14 protein-coding genes and 1 pseudogene are annotated in these 17,317 nt (G+C 34.5%); 4 read left to right on the top strand and 11 right to left on the bottom strand.

What is annotated here, in order from left to right:
- Window positions 1-180: 180 nt before the first annotated feature.
- The 4 genes from secA to AB674_RS17060 form a co-directional block, all read right to left on the bottom strand.
- Window positions 181-3,522 carry a preprotein translocase subunit SecA gene (gene secA, locus AB674_RS17075; RefSeq protein WP_047778482.1) on the bottom strand — a complete coding sequence of 1,114 codons (3,342 nt, stop codon included), beginning with the start codon at window positions 3,520-3,522 and terminating at the stop codon, window positions 181-183.
- Between the two features lie 87 nt (window positions 3,523-3,609).
- On the bottom strand, window positions 3,610-3,831 hold the full coding sequence (locus AB674_RS17070) for a DUF2795 domain-containing protein (RefSeq protein ID WP_007138072.1): 222 nt from the start codon (window positions 3,829-3,831) through the stop codon (window positions 3,610-3,612).
- 206 nt (window positions 3,832-4,037) lie between these two features.
- Complete coding sequence (locus AB674_RS17065) at window positions 4,038-4,607, bottom strand: cob(I)yrinic acid a,c-diamide adenosyltransferase (RefSeq protein ID WP_047778481.1); 570 nt, start codon at window positions 4,605-4,607, stop codon at window positions 4,038-4,040.
- Window positions 4,608-4,742: 135 nt separating this feature from the next.
- The gene (locus AB674_RS17060) at window positions 4,743-5,429 is read right to left on the bottom strand and encodes an ABC transporter ATP-binding protein (RefSeq protein ID WP_047778480.1); all 687 of its coding nucleotides are present in this window, start codon (window positions 5,427-5,429) and stop codon (window positions 4,743-4,745) included.
- Between the two features lie 309 nt (window positions 5,430-5,738).
- Here AB674_RS17060 and AB674_RS17055 point away from each other — a divergent pair, with 309 nt between their 5' ends.
- Window positions 5,739-6,395 (top strand): DUF6565 domain-containing protein, encoded by a 657-nt coding sequence (locus AB674_RS17055; RefSeq protein ID WP_047778479.1) that lies wholly within the window; start codon window positions 5,739-5,741, stop codon window positions 6,393-6,395.
- An 83-nt stretch (window positions 6,396-6,478) separates the two neighbouring features.
- On the opposite strand, the gene AB674_RS17050 is transcribed toward AB674_RS17055, so the two are convergent.
- Together AB674_RS17050 and AB674_RS17045 are read right to left on the bottom strand one after the other, a co-directional pair.
- Entirely contained in the window at window positions 6,479-6,880 is a 402-nt protein-coding gene (locus AB674_RS17050; protein WP_047778478.1) for a helix-turn-helix domain-containing protein, read from the bottom strand.
- 193 nt (window positions 6,881-7,073) lie between these two features.
- Window positions 7,074-7,853, bottom strand: coding sequence for an O-methyltransferase (locus tag AB674_RS17045; protein WP_047778477.1), 780 nt, complete (start codon window positions 7,851-7,853; stop codon window positions 7,074-7,076).
- A 221-nt stretch (window positions 7,854-8,074) separates the two neighbouring features.
- Between AB674_RS17045 and AB674_RS17040 the strand changes: the two genes are divergently transcribed.
- The gene (locus AB674_RS17040) at window positions 8,075-9,625 is read left to right on the top strand and encodes an SDR family NAD(P)-dependent oxidoreductase (protein ID WP_047778476.1); all 1,551 of its coding nucleotides are present in this window, start codon (window positions 8,075-8,077) and stop codon (window positions 9,623-9,625) included.
- 464 nt (window positions 9,626-10,089) lie between these two features.
- Here AB674_RS17040 and AB674_RS17035 read toward each other — a convergent pair whose 3' ends face one another.
- The 4 genes and pseudogenes from AB674_RS17035 to AB674_RS17025 form a co-directional block, all read right to left on the bottom strand.
- Window positions 10,090-11,019 (bottom strand): DUF898 family protein, encoded by a 930-nt coding sequence (locus AB674_RS17035; RefSeq protein ID WP_047778475.1) that lies wholly within the window; start codon window positions 11,017-11,019, stop codon window positions 10,090-10,092.
- A 286-nt stretch (window positions 11,020-11,305) separates the two neighbouring features.
- Window positions 11,306-13,168: an ABC-F family ATP-binding cassette domain-containing protein gene (locus tag AB674_RS17030; protein ID WP_047778474.1), complete on the bottom strand. Its 1,863-nt coding sequence runs from the start codon at window positions 13,166-13,168 to the stop codon at window positions 11,306-11,308.
- 424 nt (window positions 13,169-13,592) lie between these two features.
- Complete coding sequence (locus AB674_RS22870) at window positions 13,593-13,748, bottom strand: hypothetical protein (protein ID WP_165579390.1); 156 nt, start codon at window positions 13,746-13,748, stop codon at window positions 13,593-13,595.
- Window positions 13,745-14,322, bottom strand: a pseudogene (locus AB674_RS17025) (zeta toxin family protein). Before AB674_RS17025 ends, AB674_RS22870 begins: the two are co-directional and overlap by 4 nt.
- A 209-nt stretch (window positions 14,323-14,531) precedes the next feature.
- On the opposite strand from AB674_RS17025, the gene AB674_RS17020 reads away from it, so the two are divergent.
- Entirely contained in the window at window positions 14,532-14,966 is a 435-nt protein-coding gene (locus AB674_RS17020; protein WP_047778473.1) for a DUF6326 family protein, read from the top strand.
- A 43-nt stretch (window positions 14,967-15,009) separates the two neighbouring features.
- Window positions 15,010-15,741, top strand: coding sequence for a DUF4386 domain-containing protein (locus AB674_RS17015; RefSeq protein WP_240478105.1), 732 nt, complete (start codon window positions 15,010-15,012; stop codon window positions 15,739-15,741).
- 205 nt (window positions 15,742-15,946) lie between these two features.
- Here AB674_RS17015 and AB674_RS17010 read toward each other — a convergent pair whose 3' ends face one another.
- Complete coding sequence (locus AB674_RS17010; RefSeq protein WP_047778472.1) at window positions 15,947-16,915, bottom strand: hypothetical protein; 969 nt, start codon at window positions 16,913-16,915, stop codon at window positions 15,947-15,949.
- Between the last annotated feature and the right edge of the window lie 402 nt (window positions 16,916-17,317).

The raw sequence follows: 17,317 nt of genomic DNA, 5'->3' as shown, positions 1-17,317 counted from the left end.
TATTTATTGTTGTTTTTTAATTTTTTTTAAACCTAACAGGTTTTCAAAACCTGTTAGGTCTTATTCGAAGTCCTTAAGGTTAAAAAAAAAATCTCCAATTGCCACAAAGCTATTGGAGATTTTATATTTCGCAAACCTAACAGGTTTTAAAAACCTGTTAGGTTTAATTCATCTTAATAATTATTTAACAATAACCCATTCGCCATTTGCGATTAAAGTTTCTGCTTTTTTAAATTTCATTATTTCCGTTTTTCCGGTAGCCACTTCCTGAACAGTTACAGTATCGTTACGATTGATTTTTGGCATATCTCTCACGATAGTTTCTGTAACCTGACGTTCTTGCGTTTGTCCCGCTTCACGATTGATATCTTCGCTGTTTACAATTTCATCTTTGCTCAATTTGAAATTTTCTTTCTGACGAACTTCTCTTGCTTCTTGAATTTCAGGAACATTTTGAGCCGGTAAATCACCTTTGAATAAGAATGAAATAACTTCTTTGTTAACGTTGTCTAACATTCCTCTAAACAATTTGAAAGCTTCTAATTTGTAGATAAGCAATGGATCTTTTTGTTCGTGAACGGCTAATTGAACAGATTGTTTCAATTCGTCCATTTTACGTAAATGTTTTTTCCAAGCTTCATCAACAATAGAAAGCGTGATGTTTTTCTCGAAATCAGCAATTAACTGAGCTCCTTCGGTATCGTATGCTTTTTTAAGGTCTGTAACCACATTCAACGTTTTGATTCCATCAGTAAACGGAACTACAATACGCTCAAAATGATTGTTAGGCTCTTCATAAACTCCTTTAATGATTGGGAAAGCTTCTCTGGCACTTCTTTCTGTTTTTTCAGTGTAGAAAGCTAAAGTTTCTTTGTATACTTTTCCGGTGATTTCGATATCAGTTAATTTTGTAAAATCAGCTTCAGAAATTGGAGAAGTGATAGAGAAATAACGGATCAAATCAAATTCGAAAGTTTTGAAATCGTTCATTGCTTTATTATGACTCACTACTACTTCACAAGTATCGTAAAGCATGTTGGCAATATCCAGTTTCAAACGCTCACCAAATAAGGCGTGACGACGACGTTTGTAAACTACTTCACGTTGCGAGTTCATTACGTCATCATATTCTAATAAACGTTTACGAACACCAAAGTTGTTTTCTTCTACTTTTTTCTGAGCACGCTCGATCGATTTAGTCATCATAGAATGCTGAATCACTTCACCTTCCTGTAATCCCATTCTGTCCATTACTTTCGCTACTCTTTCAGAACCAAATAAACGCATTAGGTTGTCTTCAAGAGAAACATAAAACTGTGAACTTCCCGGATCTCCCTGACGTCCTGCACGACCACGTAACTGTCTGTCTACACGACGGGAATCATGACGCTCTGTACCAACAATTGCTAAACCTCCCGCAGCTTTTACTTCCGGAGATAATTTAATATCGGTACCACGACCAGCCATATTGGTTGCAATAGTCACAACTCCGGCTTTACCTGCTTCTTCTACAATTTGTGCCTCTTGCTTGTGCATTTTTGCATTCAAAACGTTATGGGTAACGCCTCTCATTTTTAGCATTCGGCTTAATAATTCTGAAATCTCTACAGAAGTTGTTCCAATTAAAACTGGTCTTCCTGCATTTGATAATTCCGTTACATCTTCAATTACAGCGTTGAATTTCTCACGTGTCGTTTTGTAGATATAATCTTCTTTGTCTTGTCTTGAGATTGGACGGTTGGTTGGAATTTCAACAACATCCAATTTATAAATCTGCCATAACTCGCCAGCTTCTGTAACCGCTGTACCTGTCATACCACCTAATTTGCTGTACATACGGAAATAGTTCTGTAAAGTAACAGTTGCAAAAGTTTGTGTAGCAGCTTCGATTTTTACATTTTCTTTCGCTTCGATCGCTTGGTGTAAACCGTCAGAATAACGACGACCATCCATGATACGACCTGTTTGCTCATCTACAATCATGATTTTGTTTTCCATGATCACATATTCTACATCTTTTTCGAATAAAGCATATGCTTTTAAAAGTTGTGTCAAAGTATGAATACGCTCGCTTTTTACTCCGAAATCCTGGAACAATCTTTCTCTGGCTTCTGCTTCAGAATCTTTGTCTAGTTTCTGTTTTTCGATAGCAGCAATCTCCGTTCCGATATCCGGAAGTACGAAAAAGTCCGGATCAGTATCTCCTGAAAGGTATTGAATACCATTATCAGTCAATTCAACCTGATTGTTTTTTTCTTCAATTACAAAATACAAAGCTTCATCGACTTTGTGCATTTCGCGATTGTTATCCTGCATGTATTGATTTTCGGTTTTTTGAAGCAATTGTTTGATTCCTTCTTCACTCAAAAATTTAATTAACGCTTTATTTTTAGGTAAACTTCTGTACGCTCTTAACAATAAGAATCCACCTTCTTTAGTGTTTCCTTCTTTGATTAATTTTTTAGCCTCAGATAAAAATCCGTTTGCCAGTTGACGTTGTTGTGCAACTAAGTTTTCGATTTTTGGTTTCAATTCATTAAATTCATGACGATCTCCTTGTGGAACCGGTCCTGAAATAATAAGTGGCGTTCTTGCATCATCAATTAATACAGAATCGACCTCATCGACAATGGCATAATTGTGTTTTCTTTGAACTAAATCGCTTGGCGAATGTGCCATGTTATCTCTTAAGTAGTCAAAACCAAATTCGTTATTGGTTCCGTAAGTGATATCAGCATCGTATGCTTTTTTTCTTTGTTCTGTACTTGGTTGGTGATTATCGATACAATCAACGGTTAAACCGTGGAATTCGAATAAAGGTGCTTTCCAGGTGCTATCACGTTTTGCTAAGTAATCATTCACGGTTACTAAGTGAACTCCGTTTCCAGTCAAAGCATTCAGGTATAATGGAAGTGTAGCCACTAATGTTTTACCTTCACCTGTTTGCATTTCGGCAACTTTACCTTCATGCAAAACCATTCCACCAATTAACTGCACATCATAATGAATCATGTCCCAGGTAATTTCCTTACCTGCAGCATTCCATTTATTAGCCCAAACCGCTTTATCGCCATTAATTTCGATGTAAGGTTTAGCAGCAGAAAATTCACGGTCTTTTGGAGTAGCCGTAACTTCGATGTGTGTATTGTCTTTAAAACGACGAGCCGTTTCTTTAACAACAGAAAATGCCTCAGGTAAAATCTCTAATAAAGTTTTTTCTGAGATTTCGTATGCTTCTTTTTCAAGCGTATCAATAGCATCATAAAGATCTTCTCTTTTGTCGATGTCTTCGATGTTTTCAACTTCAGCTTTAAGCGCTGCAATTTTAGCATCTTTGTCTGCTCTTGCTTCTTTAATTGTTTCTTTAAAATACACGGTTCTGGCTCTTAGTTCGTCGTGAGACAAACCCATTAAGCTGGTTTCGAATGTTTTAATTTTGTTTAAATAAGGTTGTAAAGCTTTGACATCTTTCTGTGACTTGTCACCTACAAAGACTTTAATAATACTGTTTATGAAACTCATGATTTAGTGTATTTCTATTATATGTAAATGTGTATTTGAACCAAAAAAAAAGCCTCGGTGATGAGACTTTTTCCTTTGGTTTATTTTTTAATATTCATCCTCATTCCAAAGATAATCTTCGTCTGTTGGATAATCAGGCCAAATTTCTTCCATTGATTCATATATCTCTCCTTCATCTTCGATAGACTGAAGGTTTTCTACTACTTCTAACGGAGCACCAGCTCTAATAGCGTAGTCAATAAGTTCGTCTTTGTTAGCAGGCCATGGCGCATCACTTAAATAAGATGCTAATTCTAATGTCCAATACATCTGTTATCTGTTTAGTTTGTGCAAAAATAAATTTTTTACTGAAAAAGACAAGTAAATTTTGATTTATTTTAAGAAAATTTAAGAACGTCTTGTTTTAAAATTCCAAAAATTAAATTCCAAATTCCAAAAAGGAATCTGAAACCCTATATTTTCCGGTAGCTCCGGTTTGGAATTTGGAATTTAAAAAATTGGAATTTACAGAAAATTTATTTTCTGGGGATCCATTTTACTTCATCCGCTTTTAAGTCTGAGGACAACTTCCGTGCCAAGACAAAAAGGTAGTCAGAAAGTCGGTTTAAGTACTGAATTGCAATTTCGGGAACGTGTTCATTATGGCTTAAATGGACTGCCAAACGCTCTGCACGACGGCAGATACAGCGTGCTATATGACAATGTGACACAGTTGGATGACCACCCGGTAAAACAAAATGAGTCATTTGCGGAAGGCTATCTTCCATTTGATCAATCTCTTTTTCTAATAATTCGATATCCGTATCGATAATTCCGAGATTTTTTAATCGAAGTTCTCCGTTTTTCAAAACTTCTTTTTCCGCCGGAGTTGCCAAAATGGCGCCTACTGTAAACAAACGATCCTGAATTTCGATTAAAATCGTTTTATAATGAGCATCCATTTCCTGATCCCGAATAAGTCCTATATAAGAATTCAGTTCATCAACAGTTCCGTAACTGTCAATCCGGATGTGGTCTTTAGGGACACGATCACCGCCAAAAAGGGCAGTAGTGCCTTTATCTCCTGTTTTTGTATATACTTTCATTTTTTTTGAGTTGCTAAGTTTCTGAGTTGCTAAGTTCCTAAGTTTTTCGATGTAGATCTAAAGTTTAAAACTTGAAACTTTAAACCTGAAACATAAAACTTGAAACATAAAACGTTTAAATTCAGAAATCTAAAATTACTTAGTTGTGTCACTTTCAATTATACCATCGCGCAAGCGAATCACGCGATGTGCGTAGGCGGCAATGTCTTCTTCGTGGGTTACCAGAATGACAGTGTTTCCTTGTTCATGAATATCGCCAAAAAGCTTCATGATCTCTACAGAAGTTTTGCTGTCCAGGTTTCCTGTTGGTTCATCGGCGAGAATAATAGAAGGTTTATTGACCAAAGCACGGGCAATAGCCACGCGCTGGCGTTGTCCTCCCGAAAGCTGATTGGGTTGGTGGTCCATCCTGTCGCCAAGATTTACTTGTTTCAGCACTTGTGTAGCGCGTACAACGCGTTCCGATTTAGAATGACCCGCATAAATCATGGGCAACGCTACATTGTCTAAAGCGGTAGTTCTCGGTAATAAATTAAAGGTTTGAAAAACAAAACCAATTTCTTTATTTCTGATCTCTGCCAATTCATCGTCACGCATTTGGCTAACATCTTTACCATTTAATATATAACCTCCCGAAGTTGGTGTATCCAAGCAACCCAATAAATTCATTAAAGTCGATTTTCCCGAACCCGATGGTCCCATCAAAGCGACGTACTCTCCTTTTTTTATTTCTAAGTCAATACCTTTTAAAACATAAACGATTTCATTACCCAGAATAAAGTCTCGTCTTATGTCGGTTATTTTAATTAATGGATTTGCCATTTCGGTTTACAATTTTGGATTTAAAAGTACAAAACGCTTTTCAATAATTAATGAGTAGGCATTATTTGATTTTTGTTACAAAAAAGGATAAAGGCAAGGACGTATTCAGATCATGATGCTATTATCTATAAAGTATACTTCAATTGTTTGAAAAAGGGTTACATTATTTTAGGTGATATTTACATAATTATCATATTTAATTATTTTTACTGAATTATAATTATTTAAAATGCTAAAATTATGATAAATATTTATAATTATTCATTTTTATAGGTATATTTGATATCTATTAATTAAACAATCAAGATTATGAAAAATATACAAATTATATCAGGAATTGCATTGCTTGTTTTAAGTTTTGCATCATGTAAGGATGAAAAACAAGTAAATGCTCAGAAAAAAATCGACTCCTATGTTGCCTATGTTGATTCAGTGAAAAAGGTTGCAGCTGCCGATTTGAAAGAAAATTGGAAAGCAGTTGATGCCGAATATGACAAAAGAGCTCAAGATGCTCAGGTAGCGTTAGCGGACATTAAAGACAATTCGGCCGCGACCGAAAAAATAAATACAAGTAAAATAAAATACGAAGAGTTTAAAAATGAAATGACAGTCCTTTTTACTCCAAAGCCCAGTCCAAAACAGCAATTGCGAAATGCCTTGTTTGGTGAAGGAAAAATTGGTGATGATATGAGTTTTGCCTGGGTAAATGCTAAGAATATTCACAGTGTGTACCAACAATTTGTTCATACAGTAGAAAATAACAAGGACAGTTACTCCCGTGAAGACTGGGATGAAATTAAATTGATGTATGAGGCATTGGACAGTCGCAAAAATACGGTTGAAAAAGAAGGACTTACCGGTGAAGATAATAGAAAAATTGCCGGTTTAAAGTTGAAGTTTGCTCCAATGTATACCTTAAATAGAATGGGAGCTAAGTCGGAAGAAACCGCAGAAGCTAAAAAATAAAAAAATTGTAAATATTAAACGAGAAATGACAATCAGAAATGGTTGTCATTTTTTTATGCTCAATTGTGAGATGATCCTGAAATTTATTTGATGATTAATTTTTCAAGCTTTGCTAACATTTCATCTTTTTCTTTTAACATACGCTCAAATAAAACAATTTTTTCTTCATGAAGTTTTTTTACCTCTTCAATAGGGTTGAAGTTGATTGTAGGATTCTTCCCGACGCAGGCATTGTCTCCAAAAGTATTTGCAATAACATTTATTGCCTGTTCTTCATTGAAATTTTGAAAAGCTTCAACAGGAATTTTCAAAGAATTAGAGATTTGTCTAAGCAGATTATCTTCAATTACGTCTTTTTGTTCCAGTATAGAAATTTTCTTTTGGTTCCAGTCTTCTCCCAAATCATAAGCCAATGCTTCCTGTTTAATGCCAAGCATTTCTCTGAAGCGTTTTACGTTTCTTCCTTGATGAATTTTCTGTTCCATAATGAGTATCGTTTTTCTAAAGGTTCAAAGATAAAGCTATCTGCAATAAAAAAAAATCATAAAACATTTTTTTGTAAGATATTGTATCCGAATTTAGAATATGGAAGCAAAATACGAATAAAATAAAGAAGCAAAAAAAATAAAAATTTTGAATTACTGTAAAGAATGACTATCAGAAATGGTTGTCATTTTTTTATGCGCGAATGATAAAATGTTCTTTTTCCTGCTCGCGTCTAAAAAAGACAAATCCCCATTGAAACGTATCAATCGTCACTTTTACTTTTGGATGATTTTTAAGAATTTCCCAGGTTTCTTCCATCTCGGGAGACCAATGTATGTCATCAAAAATCCAAACCGTATCGTTGGTGATGGTTGGTAATAAAAGATCGAAATAAGCTAAAGTGGCCTTTTTAGAATGATTTCCGTCGAAGTAGATCAAGTCGAAGTTTAAAGTTTCCTGTTTCAAGTTGCTCAAATAGAACTGAAATTCTGAAACGATACTTTCGACATTATTACAGTCGAAATCTTGTAATTGATTTTTTGCAATTGCCATTGTATTTGGGCAGCCTTCCAGTGTAATTACTTTCGCTTTCGGATTCCCTAAAGCCAGAGCAGACGTGGCTAAACCTAATGAAGTTCCAATCTCTAAAATCGTGTTGGGTTGAAAATAGCGTACCACACGAAATAATAATTCGGCGCGTTTTGGAGAAATTCCGGCAGTCTTAGCAATTTTAGCAATTTGTCGGGTATTCGATTTAAAAACTTTTGAGCCCGCACCAAAATCGGTTACTTCAATAAAGTTTTTGTTTTGTAAAAGTGATTTCCGATACTTTTTTAAAATCGAATATTCGGGTTTTGGTTTCCTATCGTAAAAACATTTCGTCAATAAATGAAATACAAACGGAGAATGAACAGCATGCTCATTTTTGGAATTCCAAAGAAATTGGAGATATGATTTTATTTGAAATAGCATAGAAACAGTTGCAAAGTAGCGGCGAAGATACTAAAGAATTGTGAAATGTGAATTGTAAAACACGAAACATGAAACATGAAACTTGAAACGTGAAACACGAAACATGAAATGTGAGAATCGTAATATGAAAAGTCATTAAGCCTGACTAGACCTTTCTGCTTTTCACATTTAAGGCGCTAAAAAGACTATATTTGCGGCCTTGAAAAAATACACATTTTATGATGTTGAAGGAAGAAATAGAGGATAAGAGTATACTAACTTCGGAGGATATTGAACGTTGCATCGCTGTTTTGGCGCAATTGAATGCAGAAACGAATCAGATCTTTGAGATTCCTAAAGAGCAAAGAATAGCTTTGCTAAAAGAAGCCGGGATGTTTTCCAGACCGGATCGTGGGGAATTTTCCAGACGAGTGAAAGAGGGTAAAGAAGCTGCCAAACGCAAAAAAGAAAAGAAAGACAAAACAGCTCGTAAAGAAACCGGAATTCGTTATGCGCGTGAAGCAAGTGTGTTTGTTGCTCCAAAATTATTGGCTTTTAATGATCTTGCTCATAAAGAACAATTAGAATTAGAGACACCGAGAAACTGTTATGTTTGTAAAACTAGTTTTACCAAAATGCATCATTTTTATGATACGATGTGTACAGATTGTGGTGATTTTAATTATGCCAAACGTTTTCAAACGGCTGATGTAAAAGGGCAGGTTGCCGTTATTACAGGTTCCCGACTAAAAATTGGTTATCATATCACGCTGATGCTTTTACGAGGTGGAGCGACTGTTATTGCAACAACTCGTTTTCCTGTGGATTCTGCATTGCGTTTTTCTAAAGAAGATGATTTCATGGAATGGGGTCATCGCTTGAAAATTCACGGATTAGATTTGCGACATATTCCGAGTGTGGAGATTTTTTGCAATTTTATAGAGCAAAAATACGAACGATTGGATATACTAATCAATAATGCGGCACAAACGGTGAGACGTCCTGCGGGATTTTATACCCATCTAATGGAAAATGAGGAACGCCAGATAAGTTCTTTATCAAAACAAGCGCAAGAATTATTACTGGATCATACCAATTGTCTGGACGAATTAAAAGTACTGACCTCTGGAGCTTCTTCCAATCAAAATATGCCGGTCACCTGGCACGGACCGGAACCGGGTATTGGATTACGTGCTTCAGCCAAATTATCTCAAATCCCATATTCTTTTGATAATGCTTTGGTCGCTAATGAAGTTTTTCCGGAAGGAGAATTAGATGCCGATTTACAGCAGGTGGATTTAAGAAAAACAAATAGTTGGCGTTTGCGTTTGGGCCAAATAGAAACGACAGAAATGATTGAAGTTCAATTGGTAAATTCGGTGGCGCCTTTTGTATTGTGTAACCGTCTTTCGGAGGTAATGAAGAAAGACAATACCGGAAAAAAACATATTATTAATGTTTCAGCTATGGAAGGGAAATTCCATCGCTTTTTTAAAGAAGACCGTCATCCGCATACCAATATGGCGAAAGCAGCTTTAAACATGCTGACACATACTTCGTCCGGAACATTGGCTAAACATGGTATTTTTATGAATGCGGTAGATACGGGTTGGGTAACCGACGAAGATCCTGCAGAATTAGCCAAAAAGAAACAAGAATTGGAAGATTTTCAACCACCACTGGATATTGTTGATGGAGCTGCAAGAGTTATGGATCCGTTGTTTGATGGTATTAATACAGGAAAACACTGGTGTGGGAAGTTTTTGAAAGATTATAACCCGATTCCGTGGTAGGGCTTCGACTTCGCTCAGCCTGACGGTTTCAGTCTTCGGTTTCAGTCTCAGTTGTACTTAGTGTCACCCTGAGCGGAGTCGAAGGCTGGTTAGTTAGAAAGGGCTTCGACTTCGCTCAGCCTGACAGTTTGAGTTTTCGGCCTCGGTTTCAGTTGTACTTAGTGTCACCCTGAGCGAAGTCGAAGGCTGGTTAATTAGAAAGGGCTTCGACTTCGCTCAGCCTGGCAGTTTCAGTTTTTGATCTCGGTCTCAGACTTAGTTTTTGATTAAAATGTGCTATTAACGTTCTTTTCAATTAATCGAGAAATTAAGAACATAAAAAGTCCGCAATGAAACTTGTTTCATTACGGACTTTTTGTTTTATGGTTAAAGAACTTCGGCAATACAACTGAAAACTGAGACTGAAAGCTCAAACCAGCACTCTTCTTTCCGGTCTTTCTGTAATCTGTAAAAATAGACTAAAATTATTCTACATAAGTTTTACTAGTAAGCCTCTTTAAGATATTGCACAAATGCCAAGGATAATAGATTCCTAAGGTCACGATAGTTAGCAGTATTTGACCCCATATAAAAAGGAAGTCTTTTCTATCATCATTATCAAATCCAAAATTTCTTTTTACTTCACCATTTGCAGCAACGGTTCTTTCTGCGAAATATTTATATAATTTTAGAATAGCCATTGGCATATAGATACCAAAAGTGATAATCGTCAAGAAAATTTGAATAGCAAATTGAAGACAGGAGTCCCAAAATTTTGTTTCCCAGGAGATATTGTAGTTTTTATAGTCAATATCTAAAGCCCATTTATAAAAACAATACATGTAGGGAATCAATATTATCCAAGTAATTACTTGTTGGATATACGATATAAAAAGAGGTATTTGTTGACCTGAATAACTTAAGACAAATTTTACCATTATGATCGACAGAACAATCATAGGTAAGAATAAGGTAAGTAAGAAGATTTTAAATAATTTGCCGCCAGTTCCTTTAAATTTAAACGGAGCTGAATCGTATGAGGAATTATCAATAAAAAAACTATGCATATCACGCATAAACCAAGGCATGTATATACCCAAAGTTATCATACTCAAAAGGTAGCCTAATAGTATTTTTGCAATAAATCCGCCAAATGATCCTTCAAAAACTATATTTTTTCCCTTAAAGACAAAATGCCCTATGATTAGTTTTACAATATAAAAAGTTAACGCAAATGCCGTCAAAAATAATACTAGAAAAAGGGGAAAAATGTAAGGGTTAGGCATTTTTCCTTGTTGTATGTTTTTCAAAGTAAAAATTAAACAAACATAGGGAGTGATAAAAAGAGCGTAAAAAAGTAGCCAAACAGGCAACAGTTTCTTCCCTGTTAAGGTGAAGTCAAAATAGTTCTTCATTATTTTAATTGTTAATTGGTTTTGTTTTTCTATCGTAAGTAGCTGGAACTGCGTGGTGATAGAAAATTAGATTAAATAAAAATTTATGGTGGCGAATATATAAGAAACAATGCTACAAATTATAGAATAAAAGCTTTTTTTGAGATTTTATTCTTGCTAATAAAGGACTGGTTTTAGGATAAAAAATAAGCCCGTATTTTTAGATGTTAAAATCTAGAAATACGGGGTATGATATGGAGAATTTATGTTTTTTAATTTCCCTTTTTTGTGTTTGGGATATTAGTGTTTATCCTTCAATTTTAGCTGAAAGCTCGAACCAGCGTTCTTCTTTCTGGTCGATTTTCTTGATAATGTTTTCAAGCTCTTTTGCTTTCTTTTCGATATCAGCATCGGCAACTTTACCATCGGAGAATAATTGTTCGATTTTAGTTTTGTCGATCTCTAAATCTTTAATTTCTCTTTCCAGCTTTTGATATTCTTTTTGCTCGTTGAAAGTTAAATTTCCGGTTGGATTATTTTGTTTCCAATCTTTCTTTTCGGCTTTGTTTTCTTCTTTTTGGGCCACATCGGCACTGTCTTCATATGCTCTGAAGTCGGAATAGTTTCCAGGGAAATTTTCGATTTCTCCGTTTCCTCTGAAAACAAATAAATGATCGACAATTTTATCCATGAAATATCTATCGTGCGATACTACCAGCAAACAACCCGGATAATCCAAAAGGAAACTTTCTAAAACGTTTAGGGTTACAATATCTAAATCGTTGGTAGGCTCATCCAGAATTAAAAAGTTTGGATTCTGAATCAAAACGGTACATAAATACAAACGTTTTAATTCACCACCACTTAATTTTTCTACAAAGTCGTACTGTTTTTTAGCATCAAAAAGAAAACGTTCCAACAATTGCGAAGCCGAGATCATTCTGCCTTTTGCAAGCGGAATAAATTCACCGTATTCTTTTATAATGTCAATGACACGCTGATTGGGTTTCGGATTGATTCCGGTTTGTGTATAGTAGCCCACTTTTATCGTATCTCCTTTTACTACACGACCACTGTCTAACGGAAGTGTTCCGGTAAGAAGATTCAAAAAGGTAGATTTCCCTGTTCCGTTTTTACCAATGATTCCGATACGCGCTCCACGTTGAAAGTCAAAACTAAAATTATCCAGAATAACATGGTCTTTAAACTTTTTAGAAATTTTGTGAAGCTCGATAATCTTGCTTCCCATACGTTCCATATTAATTTCAAGTTCCACTTTGTTCTCCTGACGACGGCTTTGTGCTTTTTCTTTGATTAAGTAAAAATCATCCTGACGCGATTTTGATTTTGTCGTTCTCGCTTTGGGCTGACGACGCATCCATTCCAATTCTTTTACAAATAAGTTTTTGGCTTTGTCAACACTCGCATTTTCAGAAGTAATTCGCTCTTCTTTTTTCTCTAAATAGTACGAGTAATTTCCTTTGTATTGGTATAATTTTCCGTTGTCCAATTCGATGATTTCGTTACAAACACGCTCTAAGAAGAAACGGTCGTGCGTTACCATAAACAACGTAATGTTTTCTTTCGCAAAATAACTCTCCAACCATTCGATCATTTCCAAATCCAAGTGGTTGGTTGGCTCATCCAAAATCAATAAATCAGGACGATTGATCAAAATAATAGCCAATGAAAGACGTTTTTTTTGTCCACCCGAAAGATTTTTTACTTTTAGTTTAAAATCTTCCAGTTTTAATTTGAATAAAATCTGTTTGTATTGCGTCTCAAAATCCCACGCATTGTGTTGATCCATTCCGTCGAAAGCTTTTTGATAGGCTTCTTCATCATTTGGATTTTCTAAAGCTTTTTCGTAGGCTTCAATTACCTTAAGGGTTTCATTGTCCGAAGCAAAAATACTTTCTTCGATTGTCAATTCTTCCTGAAGATTATTGTCTTGTGAAAGAAACGCCATTCGGATCCCTTTTCTTAATACAACCTGACCTGTGTCCGGTTCGTCCAGACCATTAATAATGCTCATAATGGTTGTTTTTCCCGAACCATTTTTGGCAATAAAAGCAATTTTTTGGTCTTTATTGATTCCAAATGAGATGTTGTCAAATAAGGTTCTTTCGCCAAATGATTTGGATATATTCTCGACTGATAAGTAATTCATGAAAATTGGTAACTGAAAGTCAGTTTTTTATTGTTTAAAAATAGGTAACTAATTTAGTCTCTAACTTTTGAGTGCTCTAAAAAAGATGGCGCAAAGATAGCTTTTTGAAGCAAACAAAAAAAGATAGCTTTGCAACTATCTTTTTGCTTTGAGATTTTGATGATTTGATGGCTTTAAATCTTTTTATGAATTGCCGCTTAGGGGTGATTTTTTAAGGTTGTTTCTTGCAATTCAGTGCGTTTTTTCTTTTCAGGATTATTTTGAATATTTTGTAACGCTGCTTTTTTAGTAATCAAAGAGTTGAGCGAAAGACTGAAATTGATAGTGTTCTGCTGTTATTGGAGAACGATAATTTAGATATAAGGTCGTATTTGAAAGGGTTAGGAAGAGGGCTCTGATTGAAGATTCTTTGTTTTAGGAAGTTTTATAACGTAGAAGGTTTTATTCGTATAATTTTGCCATTTTCCATAACCACCAAATCACTATTCGCTTTCTTTTTAAACTCAATTAAATTTTCATAAACTTTATCCATTCCCTCTAAAACTTTCTCCTGGGTCGGTGTTGTTTTGTGCTCTTTCATATTTGATTATTTTTAAGTTTATTGAATTTTATTTTATTGATAATGTCAATAGTAGTATCTAATGTTTTTTTTGCAATTAATTCAGCTTTCGCACTTGTATTGTCAAAAATCATAGCCTCATTAACAATGGGTAAGTATATATCAAATAAATTTGTTATACCATTAATGTATCTACGTTTAATTATATCGGTTTCAATGTTGTGCCCGCCCTCCTGAACTCTTGTTTTTACTCTCTCAATGGCAGATCAACATCCTGAAGCCAAAAAAAAAGTAATACGACATTATAACCCTTTTCCTGTGCTAAAGCTATTTTTGATCTGTAACTTTTAGTTGCCAAAGTTGTTTCAAAAGCAAAAGTTATATTATTTTCTAAGAGATCTTTTATTCTGTTTAGCATTATTCTGCCTGCTTCAAATGCAACTTTTTCAGGTTGAAAAGGGGATAATCCTTTTGCAATTTCATCTGCATTAACAAACTCTTTACAATCTAATATTTTTGGAAGAATAGTAAATGAGGCGGTCGTTTTACCCGCACCATTGCAACCTGCAATTATATAAAGATTTCTATTCATCATAACAAAGGTAAATAATTTACACACGGTTGGTATAAATTATTTGTACTAACGTTATACGACTAAAAGGGATCGAAATTATAATTTTTTGAATTAAACCCCAAAAAGTAACTTTTGCAGAAAGTAAAAGTTCTAATAAATAATTCGCAGTAAAACAAATTGTAACAAATTCAAAAAAGTTTAGACCTATTAAAAAACATAAATCCTTAAAAATGAGCGAAAATAAAATAAAATCAGGAAATTTGGAGGACTTCAAAATCAATATAAAAATCAAACTCTCGGCAATGTGGGCGTCGGTGATGTTTTGTTATATTTATGGAGACTATTTTTCGCTTTACGTACCCAATAAAGTAGAGGAATTTATCGATGGAGAAGCAATGTTGGATACTCCTTTTAAATTATTTGCAGCAACACTATTAATGACAGTTCCAGCGCTAATGATTTTTTTGTCAGTGGTACTAAAACCTAAAATAAACAGAGGGCTGAATATTATTTTTGGGATTCTGTATACCGCAATTATGCTTTTAATAGCCGTTACTTCAATTGCGCCATGGTGGACTTTTTATGTGTTTCTGGCAGTCGTAGAAAGTTTTATTACAGCACTAATTGTTTGGAATGCCTATAAATGGCCCAGAATAAACCGCTAGAAAAAGAGCCTAAAAGAATGACTAACTAAATAACCACCAAAAAATGAAGAATCAAAGAAAGATGTCCAATAAAAAGAAGGCCAGAATAGCGGGATTATTGTATTTAGTTGTGGTCTTAACCGGTATTTTCAGTCTGGCTTATGTTCCATCGCAATTAATTGTTTGGGACAATGCTTTAGTCACGTTTAATAACATAAAGGGGGCTGAATTCCTTTTCCGCTTAGGTATGGTGAGCAGCTTAATTTGTTATACTTTCTTTTTGTTTTTACCTCTTGCTTTATATCGACTGTTAAAGTCAGTTCAGGCTACGTATGCAAAACTGATGGTTATTTTGGCAGTAGTCAGTGTGCCGATATCCTTTATAAACATACAACATAAATATGCGGTTCTATCTATTGTAAACGGTTATAATAATGCCAAAGTTTACACCGGCACGCAGCTGCAGGATCAGGTCTTGTTTCATTTGAATCAGTATGATAATGGCAATTTGATTGTTCAGATATTTTGGGGATTATGGCTGTTTCCTTTTGGGTATTTGGTTTTTAAATCGGGTGTTATTCCTAAGTTTTTGGGTGTTCTTTTAATGTTGGGTTGCTTTAGCTATCTGATTAATTTTTTAGGATTTTCTTTAGGGTCTAATTATTCAGATTTAGGGATTTCATCTTTTATACAACTACCGGCAACTCTCGGAGAAATTGGAACCTGTTTGTGGCTTTTAATAATGGGAGCAAAGGAAAAACAATCCGTAACGCCATTAGAAGCTTTAAATAATTAAATGCATAACTATTATTAAACCCTTTGGTTACAATTAATTTTAACACTTAGAGCCATAGTTAACAAAGATTAGAAAAGACGTTTTACTTTAAATAAATCACATAGTGCTATGTGAAGAAATTGTAATTTTCTTGAAATACCTCAAATTGATAATTCTAAATCTATGTGTTAAATAGCATTTAGCTGAATTGCAGTTAACGGGTTTGTTATAATTGATTCAGATAAGAATTTAATACAGTACTCAAATCAAAATAATGCATCTGCTGTGGCACATTCAGAATTGGTTTTCGAGTCAAAGATTCGTTAGTTAAATAATAATGTAGGCCATCTTTCGTAGCGATTCCTTCTATCTGATGAAAGGGGAGTTTAAGCGCTATTTTTCTTTTATTTCCGCTGGAGAAATGATGGTCTTTAAAATCGTATAAAAGGTATAAAAAGGTTTTTCCGGTTTTAGAATAACCACAAAGGACGACCAGTTTTTTGGATTCTAAATAAGTGGCGCCTGTTACTAAACCTTTTGTATCAATGCTTTCTTTGTATTGGGCAATATGATTTCCGGGTTGGTTTGGCAATGCATAAATGTGGGTTTTAGAGGAGCCCCATTGTTTAGAGAATAAATAAATACTGTCTTTCGATATTATAAAAGCTTCACAGTCAAAATTAGTTGTATTTCCTTTCTGTGGTTTGAAATCACTTTGATCGGAATACGAAAAGGAAATAGTATCTATAATGGGGTTACCTTCTGTAAAACCTCTTTTTTCGATTTTTAAAATATGGAGATCGGTTCGGTTTCCGTGCAAATTATTTCCAAAATCACCCAGATATAAATGGGTACTGTCTTGCGAAATTTCTTCCCAGTCCTGATTAACTACAGGTTTAAGAATAACTTTTTTTCTGATTTTCCCCAAAGTATCTAATCCATAGACGGTCGTATCGTGATCGTCATTGTGTGTCCATAATAAATTGTCGAAAGCAATTAGTCCTGAGGTTTCTTTTATCGAATCACTTAATCTAATGGAGTATTCCGGTTTTATTTTTAAATTTTGATACAAACAACTTCCGTTATTTAATGTGGCAGACGGATTGTAATTTTTAGAAAGAGGATCTGTACAACCTGAAACTTGACCATATGTTGATGATAGGATTAAGAAAAATAAGGAAAATGTTTTTATCATTGCGCAAACTTTAGGATCAGATCAGCTAAAAGTAAAAAATAAAAGAACAGTATAAAAATAATTTAAAGAACTGGTTTTGGATTAGGAAGTAAGATAAGAAACTGCTTTTTTGGACTCCTAATTTAAAATCAATGCTTTCAGAAGCGGAAAGTAGCGCACTTTTTTTGCTTGATTACGAACAGCAGTTCAGTGATTATTAATTAAAACTATGCGGATATTAACGCATTGTGATTTTAGATGTTTTATTTTATAATTTCTGGCTAGATTTGTAGTATAAGTTTTAAAGTATGCTTTTAGAGAGAGCAGCTGATTGTTAAATTTTAAAATGAGGATTACTTTAGAATAGAAGACAGTTGATATAAAGAAAAACAGAAACAATATTTCAATGCCGGTGAAAACCTT

This window comes from Flavobacterium sp. ABG (assembly GCF_001027725.1).
Classification (GTDB): domain Bacteria; phylum Bacteroidota; class Bacteroidia; order Flavobacteriales; family Flavobacteriaceae; genus Flavobacterium; species Flavobacterium cupriresistens.
Note: the sequence above shows the minus strand (reverse complement) of the source record. Positions and strands in the feature narration are given on the sequence as shown.